Raw genomic sequence first — 7,916 nt, forward strand, 5'->3', positions numbered from 1 at the left:
CGCCGAGGGACGCGAGGCGGTGCTGGTGTCGCACCAGCTCCCGATCTGGACGTTGCGCCGTCACGTAGAGCGCAAGCGGCTCTGGCACGACCCGCCCAGGTGGCCGTGATGACCCAGGAGTGGTGGAAGTTTCCGTTCACCGCTGGGCAGAACATCCGCGTCGGGCGGCACGACCGCGCCCCGGACCTCCCCGGCCCCACCGTGCAGGAGGCGGCCAGCGCGGCCGCCGCGCACGACATGATCGTCGGCCTGCCGCACGGCTACGACACGTTGCTCGACCGGGAGTTCAAAGACGGCCACGAACTGTCCGGCGGGCAGTGGCAGCGGCTCGTCGCGGCTCGCGGCCTCTACCGGGACGCCGCCCTGCTGATCTGCGACGAACCCTCGGCCGCCCTGGACGCGCGTGCGGAACATGCCCTGTTCCAGCACCTGCGCCGTCGCCCCGACCGGGCGGTCGTGCTGATCACCCACCGGCTGGCGAACGTCCGGCACGCCGACCGGATCTTCGTGCTGGAACGGGGCCGCCTTGTCCAGCACGGCAGTCACGACGATCTCATGACCGCCGGTGGCCTCTACCGCGAGCTGTTCAACCTGCAGGCCAGCGGTTACCTGACCGGGGTCGACGGACGCCGCCCCGCCGACACCCGCTGACCGGACTGCGCGGAGCCCAGCCGTGCGGATCGGCCAGGCAGTCCCCGCGTCAGAGCACGCGGGCGACCCCGCAGTAGCCATCCACGACGGCCGCGGGCCTGCTGTCAGTCCGCCAGTGCCCCAGCGGCACGACACCCGGCTCGACGAGGTCGAGGCCGTCGAAGAACGCCGTGAAGTCCGCGACCGCACGCAGGTGGTACGGCAGAGCACCGCTTTCGTTGTACTGCCGATGCGACTCGATGACCCGCTCGCTGGTAGCCGTACCGTCGGACATGGCCAGAAAGCTGCCCGATGGTAGGGACGAGACCAGAGCGTTGACGATGGCCTGCGCCTCGGCCGGCTTCTCGACGTGGCCCATGACGCCCAGCATCATCAGTGCGATCGGTTCATTGAAGTCGAGTGTGTCGCGAGCGTCCTGGACGATCTTCTCCGGGTCGCGCAGATCGGCGTCGACATACTGGGTGGCACCCTCCTGGCTGCTGGTCAGCAACACCCGGGCGTGCGCGAGAACCATCGGGTCGTTGTCGACGTAGACGACGCGCGCCCGCGACGTGATCCGTTGGGCGACCTCGTGGGTGTTGTCGGCGGTGGGCAGGCCCGTACCGACGTCGAGGAACTGGCCTATCCCCGCCTCTGCGGCGAGATAGGTCACCGCTCGTTTGAGAAACGCGCGCGAATACCGTGCCGCCTCGACGATTTCCGGAAAGACCGCCCGTACCTGTTCACCGACCTCGCGATCCGGGGCGAAGTTGTCCTTACCGCCGAGCCAGTAGTTCCACACCCGTGCCGAGTGCGGCGCTGTCGTGTCCAGCTTGGCGGCCGAACCTCCCACCGGCTGCTCAGCTCGATCCTGCGACATGCTCGTCTCCCCTCACGGGCGTCGGGGCCGTAGCCTAGCGGCGCGGCGGCGCCCGCATGGTCCTGCGGATCGACGAAGCCCTTGTCCCTGGCCGAGCGCGGGGGTCAGGAGGTGACTGTCAGGAACTCGGCCAGGATCCGCGTGTGGGTGGAGAACGCCAGCTCGACCGGGTCGGTGAGCACCAGCCACTCGGTCGCCTCCTCGGTCGGCGCCGACGGTGGCAGGTCCTCGGCCGCCCGCTCGGGCAGCACTCCGAAGACCATCATCGTGCCGCCCGTCGGTGAGCCGTGCACCGCGAACAGTCGGGCGTCCCGGGCCGCCGCGATCAGGCCGGTCTCCTCCCGCAGTTCCCGCACGAGCGCGTCGGACCACTCCTCGCCGTACTCGATGAAGCCACCGGGCAGCGCGAGCAGGCCGCGGGCGGGTTCGATGTCCCGGCGGACCACCACCACTCCCAGGCCCTCGGCGGTGCGGACCGGCAGCACCGCGACCGCCACCGGCAGCGGGTTGCGCCAGACGGTCTCGCCGCAGACCGCGCAGACTCGCGGCCAACCGCCGGCCGGCGGGTAGGCGGCGCCGCAGTAGGAGCAGTGCGAGTACGGCGTGCCGGTCATGCCGCAGCACGTTACTCCGATCCCTGCTCAGGCTGCCGCGCCGCCTCGCCGCGCGGTCAGGCTGCCGGGTCGCCCGTGTAGAAGGCGGTGGTGCGTTCGGCGGCGGCCTTCGCCTCGTCGGCGTCGGTGCCGGCGGCGATGCTCGCTTCGCACCACAGTTGACTGCTCAGCTCCATGGCCCGTCGTCCCTCGGCGGAGGCGGTCCACTCGGCGCCCTGTTCCGGCGTGATCCCGCTGCCGTCGGAGGCCAGGTGCGAGGCGAGGCCGAGCAGCCCGAGGTCCCACCCGACACCGACCGCGCCCGGCCCGAACTGGGCCCACCGGTCCTGGTCGACGTGCGCGATGTGGTCCAGGTCGAGGCGGGCCCGCTCGTCGCCGACCGCTGTGACCCGCACCTCGATCCAGCTCACCTCGCCGCCCATCTCCCAGGTGGCGGTGAAGCGGTGCGGCGGCTCGCAGCTTTCGACGGTGCCGTGGGCGTTGCCCTGGAGCTGGTACGTGCCGCCCAGCCGCAGGTCGCCGGAGATCGGCAGGAACCAGCGCGGGATGCGCTCGGCGCTGGTGCAGGCGTCCCACAGATCCTCGGCCGTCGCCTGGTAGGTCTGGCTGATCGTGGTGACCCGCGCCTCACCGGCTTCCAGGGTGCGGCTGCCGACCTTGCGCTGGACGGCGTTGATCTGCTCGGTGGCGTCGAACATCAGGTGTTCCTCTCGTCGGGTAGGTCGGCGGGGCCGCGCAGCCGACGCTCGCGTCGGCCCCGGGCCAGCTCGGTGGCGAGTGCCGCCAGGGGTGGGGTCCAGAACCGGCGGAAGTGCTCCAGCCAGCCGTCGACCTCGCGCAGTGGGCGTGGGTCGACCGCGTAGAGCCGCCGGGTGCCCTCCGGCCGCACGGTGGCGAAGCCGTTGTCGCGTAACACCTTGAGGTGCTGGGACACGGCGGGCTGGGAGATGCCGAACTCCTCGCGGATGACAGTGCTGACCGCGCCGGCGGTCTGCTCGCCGGCGGCGAGCAGTTCCAGGATGCGGCGCCGGACCGGATCGCCCAGCACGTCGAAGGCGTGCACGACGACAGTTGTATCACTGACGGCTTATTTAAGCCAACTCTGATACTCCGATGAGCTTGTCCAGCCGGATCGGCAGCTCCCGGATCCGTACGCCGGTCGCATGGTGCACCGCGTTGCCGACCGCCGCCGCGGCGCCGACGATGCCGATCTCGCCGATGCCCTTCACCCCGGCCGGGTTCAGCTCGTCGTCCCGCTCGTCCAGCCAGTAAGCCTCGATCGACTCGACGTCGGCGCAGCCGGTGATGTGGTAGGTGGCCAGGTCGTGGTTGACCCAGTCGCCGTAGCGCTCGTCGAGCAGGCCCTCCTCGTGCAGCGCCATCGACAGCCCCATCGTCATGCCGCCGATGAGCTGACTGCGGGCCGTCGTCGGGTTCACCACCCGCCCCGCCGCGAACACCCCGAGCATCCGGTTCAGCCGTACCTCGCCGGTGTCCACGTCGACCCGCACCTCGACGAACTGCGCCCCGTAGGCGTACCGGGGGAGCGCGGGCTGCTCACCCACCTCCTCGGTGGTGTCCGCCTCGGCGGTCACCTCGTCGGTCGGCGGCCCGCCGTCGCGCAGCTTCTCGCGCAGCGCCTGGGCCGCGCGTATCACCGCCCAGCTCCAGCTGGCGGTCCCCATCGAGCCGCCGGCCAGCGGTGCCGTCGGCAGCGCGGTGTCCCCGATGCGGATCTCCACCCGTTCCGGCGGCACTGCGAGGGCGTCGGCGGCCACCTGCCAGATCGCCGTCCGGGCGCCGGTGCCGATGTCGGTGGCGTTGATCTGGACCAGGAAGCTCCCGTCGGGCCGAGCGGTGGCCGTCGCCGAGGAAGGCCGGGCCCGGGCCGGGTAGCTCGATCCGGCCACCCCCGTCCCGATCAGCCACCGTCCCTCGCGCCGGGACCGGGGCGACGGATCACGGCCGGCCCAGCCGAACCGCTCTGCGCCCTCGCGCAGGCAGGCCACCAGGTTGCGACTGGTGAACGGGCGTCCCAGGTCGGGGTCGACAGCGGTGTCGTTGCGGATCCGCAGCTCCACCGGGTCGATGCCGACGGCGATGGCCAACTCGTCCACCGCGGACTCCAGGGCGTACGCGCCGGGGCACTCGCCCGGGGCGCGCATCCAGAACGGAGTGGGCACGTCGAGGCGGACCAGCCGGTGCGTGGTGCGGCGGTGCGGTGCGGCGTACATGCTGCGGGTGTAGACGGCGGTCTGCTCGGCGAACTCCCTGATCGTGGAGGTCTGGCTGATCGCGTCGTGGCAGATCGCGGTGAGCCGGCCGTCGGTGTCGGCGGCGAGGCGGACCCGCTGGATGGTGGGGGTGCGGTAGCCGAGCGGCCCGAACAGTTGCTGGCGGGTCAACGCCAGCTTGACCGGGCGGTCCACGTGCCGGGCGGCGAGGGCGGCCAGCACCACCGACGCCTTGGCGTACCCCTTGCTGCCGAAGCCGCCGCCGACGTGCTCGGCGACGACGCGGATCGACTCCGGCGGCAGCTCGAACAGCTCGGCGAGGGTGGCGCGTACCGGCGTCGCGCCCTGGGTGGAGTCGTGCACCAGGAGCCGCCCGTCGTGCCACTGCGCGATGGTGGCGTGCGGTTCCATCGGGTTGTTGTGGTACGCCGGCGTGCGGTAGGTGACGTCCACCCGCACCGGGGCGGCCGCGTACCCGGCGTCGAAGTCGCCCTCGGCGGTGTCCGTCGGATAGCTGGGGTTCACCTGGTCCGGCTTGTACAGGCCGGGATGGTCGTCGGTGAGCACTGTGCTGTGCGGGCCGGTGTCGTAGTCGATGCGGACCAGTCGGGCGCCCTCGCGGGCCGCCTCCAGGCTGGTGGCCACCACCACGGCGACGTACTGCCCCCGGTAGTGCACAGTCGGCTCCTGCAACAGCCGCAGCTCCGGCTGTGGGCCGGGCGCCATCCGGGGCGCGTTGCCGTGGTGCACCACTGCCAGCACGCCGGGCGAGGCCAACGCCGCCGTCGTGTCGATCCGGGTGATCCGGCCCCGCACCACTGTGGACGGGACCGCCCAGCCGTAGGTGACCCCGTCCACCGGGTACTCCACCGCGTAGCGGGCCGCGCCGGTGACCTTCGCCGGGCCCTCCAGCCGGGGGTACGCCCGGCCGACCGCCCCGGTGCTCACGACGACGCCAGTTCGGTGAGCGCCCGCACGGTGATGGCCCGGGTCAGCGGCAGCTTGAAGCCGTTGTGCCGTAGCGGGCGCGCCTCGGCCAGCTCCGCGTCGGCGGCCCGCGCCGCCAACTCGGGGCTGAACGGACGTCCGCGCAGCTCCTCTTCGGCCCGGTACGCCCGCCAGGGCCGGTGCGCCACCGCCCCGTACGCCAGCCGCACGTCGCGGACCACGTCACCGTCGAGGTCCAGCACCGCGGCCACCGAGCCGGCGGCGAAGGCGAACGAGGCCCGGTCGCGCACCTTGAGGTACGTCGAGCGGCGCGCGGCCGGTAGTGGCGGCAGCCGCACGGCGGTGATCAGCGCGCCCCGGGCCACTGTGGTCTCTCGTTCCGGGTGGCTGCCGGGGGAGCGGTAGAAGTCGGCGATCGGGATGTCACGGGGGCCGTCGGCCTCGTGCACCTCCACCACCGTGTCGAGGGCGGCCAATGCGACGGCCAGGTCGGACGGGTGGGTGGCCACGCACTGCTCCGACCAGTCCAGCACCGCCAGGTCGCGGTTCTGGCCGTGCAGAGCGGCGCAACCGCTGCCCGGCTCCCGTTTGTTGCACGCCTTGCCGGTGTCCTGGAAGTAGACGCAGCGGGTGCGCTGCAACAGGTTGCCGCCGGTGGTGGCCATGTTGCGCAGCTGTCCCGAGGCGGCGGCGAGCAGGGCGCGGGCCAGCACCGGGTAGTCGCGGCGTACCGCCGGGTGGGCCGCGAGGTCGCTGTTGCGGACCGTCGCGCCGATCCGCAGCCCACCGTCGGGCAGCTCCTCGACGGTGTCGAGGGGAAGCCGGGTCACGTCCACCAGCACGTCGGGGCGCTGCACCCCGAGCTTCATGAGGTCCACCAGGTTGGTTCCGCCGCCCAGGTAGGCGGCCTGTGGTTCGGCCGCCAGCACGGCGACCGCCTCGGCCACGTCGGCGGGCCGGTGGTAGCGGAACGCCTTCACGAGGACGCCGCGGTCTCGCGTACGGCCGCCACGATGTGCGGGTACGCGGCGCACCGGCACAGGTTGCCGGCCATCCGCTCGCGGATCTCCGCGTCGGTCAGCTCGGCGGGCGTGTTCAGGTCGCCGGTGACCGCGCTGGGCCAACCCCGGGAGACCTCGTCGAGCATGCCCCGGGCGGAGCAGAGCTGCCCGGGAGTGCAGTAGCCGCATTGGAAGGCGTCGTGCGCGACGAAGGCGGCCTGCAACGGGGACAGTTCGTCCGGTCCGGCCAGCCCTTCGACTGTCACCACCGACCGGCCGTTTACGGTCACCGCGAAGACCAGGCAGCTCTTCACCCGGCGGCCGTCGAGCAGCACCGTGCAGGAGCCGCACTGGCCGTGGTCGCAGCCCTTCTTCGCCCCGGTCAGGTCGAGGTGCTCGCGCAGCGTGTCAAGCAGTGTGGTGCGGTTGTCCAGGGTCACCTCACGGGACGCGCCGTTGACCTCGACCGTCACCCGGGACGAGTGGCGCTCGTCGATCGTCGTCGCGTTCTCCGGTCCGCCCTGCACCGGCCCAGACTAGCTTTGTCGGTATATCTCGGGGCGAATAACGCAAAGCCCTTCGTACGGGAGGTGACGACGGTGACCGCCGGACTGCTCCTCGCCGCCGGCGCCGGGCGGCGCTACGGCCGGCCGAAGGCGCTGGTCGAGCTGGACGGCGAGCCGCTGGTGCGGCGCGCGATCCGGCTGCTCGGCGATGGCGGCTGCGCACCCGTGCACGTGGTGCTCGGTGCGGGCGCCGATCAGGTGCCCGACCTGCCCGGCGCGGTGCCGGTCCGGCACGATCGCTGGGCGGACGGGCTGGGCTCGTCGCTGCTGCGAGGCCTGGCCTCGCTGCCGGCCGACGTGCCGGCCGCCGTCGTGGTCCTCGTCGACCAGCCACTGCTCAGCCCGGTCGCGGTGCGCCGGGTGCGCGCGGCGTACGACGGCGGCGCCCTCGTCGCGGTCGCCACCTACGCCGGCCGACCCGGGCACCCGATCCTGCTGGGCCGGGAGACCTGGCCGCTGTTGAGCGGGTACGCCGTCGGCGACCGGGGCGCGCGCGACCTGCTGCGCGATCGGCCGGACCTGGTGGCGGAGGTGCCCTGTGACGACGTCGGGTCCCCGGTCGACGTGGACACCCCGGCCGACCTGCGCCGACTCCGCCCGGTCAGCGACGGGTCAGCCAGCGGGGCAGACCCTCGCTGGTGATCGCGTGATAGGTGATCATGACGATGACGCCGATCAGGCCCAGCACCGGGCTGACGAACCAGCCGAGCAGACCGCTGAGCCCGTACAGGATCAGGCCGGTGACCGGTCGCAGCCGCTGCGTCCGCACGTACCCGGGGCTGACCCGACGTTGGAGCAGCGCCGGGTGGCGGTGCAGGTAGCCGAAGAACACCAGCCAGGGGGCTGACATCAGGGCCGCAGCCAGCGCGTACAGGGCGACAGCCGCCCGTTGGTCGTCGGTGTCGCCATGGGTGAACGCGGACGCCAGCACCGCGGTGGGGAAGGGGATCCCGGTGAAGGCGGCCGGACGGACGGTATCCGTGCTCGGCGCCGGGGACATCCTGCTGCACCCCGAACTGTGGGACCAGGCCCGGCGCGACGGT

9 protein-coding genes and 2 pseudogenes are annotated in these 7,916 nt (G+C 72.4%); 3 read left to right on the forward strand and 8 right to left on the reverse strand.

The window, feature by feature from the left end; genetic code table 11:
* Both ABZ749_RS23865 and ABZ749_RS23870 read left to right on the forward strand, forming a co-directional pair.
* Positions 1-100: pseudogene (locus ABZ749_RS23865) on the forward strand (histidine phosphatase family protein); the annotation flags it as partial.
* Positions 94-651, forward strand: a pseudogene (locus ABZ749_RS23870) (ATP-binding cassette domain-containing protein); the annotation flags it as partial. The pseudogenes ABZ749_RS23865 and ABZ749_RS23870, both read left to right, overlap by 7 nt.
* Positions 652-700: 49 nt before the next feature.
* Here ABZ749_RS23870 and ABZ749_RS23875 read toward each other — a convergent pair.
* The 7 genes from ABZ749_RS23875 to ABZ749_RS23905 all read right to left on the reverse strand — a co-directional run bounded on the left by ABZ749_RS23875 (position 701) and on the right by ABZ749_RS23905 (position 6,780).
* Entirely contained in the window at positions 701-1,510 is an 810-nt protein-coding gene (locus ABZ749_RS23875) for an SAM-dependent methyltransferase (RefSeq protein ID WP_357231328.1), read from the reverse strand.
* Between the two features lie 104 nt (positions 1,511-1,614).
* Positions 1,615-2,124 carry an NUDIX domain-containing protein gene (locus ABZ749_RS23880; protein WP_357231331.1) on the reverse strand — a complete coding sequence of 170 codons (510 nt, stop codon included), beginning with the start codon at positions 2,122-2,124 and terminating at the stop codon, positions 1,615-1,617.
* Between the two features lie 56 nt (positions 2,125-2,180).
* Positions 2,181-2,822: an SRPBCC family protein gene (locus tag ABZ749_RS23885; RefSeq protein WP_357231334.1), complete on the reverse strand. Its 642-nt coding sequence runs from the start codon at positions 2,820-2,822 to the stop codon at positions 2,181-2,183.
* Positions 2,822-3,187, reverse strand: a complete 366-nt coding sequence (locus ABZ749_RS23890) for a metalloregulator ArsR/SmtB family transcription factor (protein ID WP_357231337.1) — start codon at positions 3,185-3,187, stop codon at positions 2,822-2,824. Before ABZ749_RS23890 ends, ABZ749_RS23885 begins: the two co-directional genes overlap by 1 nt.
* Positions 3,188-3,215: 28 nt before the next feature.
* Positions 3,216-5,306, reverse strand: a complete 2,091-nt coding sequence (locus ABZ749_RS23895; RefSeq protein ID WP_357231340.1) for a xanthine dehydrogenase family protein molybdopterin-binding subunit — start codon at positions 5,304-5,306, stop codon at positions 3,216-3,218.
* Positions 5,303-6,286: a xanthine dehydrogenase family protein subunit M gene (locus ABZ749_RS23900; protein WP_357231343.1), complete on the reverse strand. Its 984-nt coding sequence runs from the start codon at positions 6,284-6,286 to the stop codon at positions 5,303-5,305. Before ABZ749_RS23900 ends, ABZ749_RS23895 begins: the two co-directional genes overlap by 4 nt.
* Positions 6,283-6,780 carry a 2Fe-2S iron-sulfur cluster-binding protein gene (locus ABZ749_RS23905; RefSeq protein ID WP_357231352.1) on the reverse strand — a complete coding sequence of 166 codons (498 nt, stop codon included), beginning with the start codon at positions 6,778-6,780 and terminating at the stop codon, positions 6,283-6,285. The genes ABZ749_RS23900 and ABZ749_RS23905 overlap by 4 nt, the downstream gene beginning before the upstream one ends.
* 126 nt (positions 6,781-6,906) lie before the next feature.
* Between ABZ749_RS23905 and ABZ749_RS23910 the strand changes: the two genes are divergently transcribed.
* The gene (locus ABZ749_RS23910) at positions 6,907-7,515 is read left to right on the forward strand and encodes a nucleotidyltransferase family protein (RefSeq protein WP_357231346.1); all 609 of its coding nucleotides are present in this window, start codon (positions 6,907-6,909) and stop codon (positions 7,513-7,515) included.
* On the opposite strand, the gene ABZ749_RS23915 is transcribed toward ABZ749_RS23910, so the two are convergent.
* Complete coding sequence (locus ABZ749_RS23915; protein ID WP_357231349.1) at positions 7,475-7,804, reverse strand: hypothetical protein; 330 nt, start codon at positions 7,802-7,804, stop codon at positions 7,475-7,477. The two genes, ABZ749_RS23910 and ABZ749_RS23915, sit on opposite strands and share 41 nt — an antisense overlap.
* Positions 7,805-7,916 lie beyond the last annotated feature (112 nt).

This window comes from Micromonospora sp. NPDC047753 (genome assembly GCF_040642735.1).
GTDB lineage: Bacteria > Actinomycetota > Actinomycetes > Mycobacteriales > Micromonosporaceae > Micromonospora.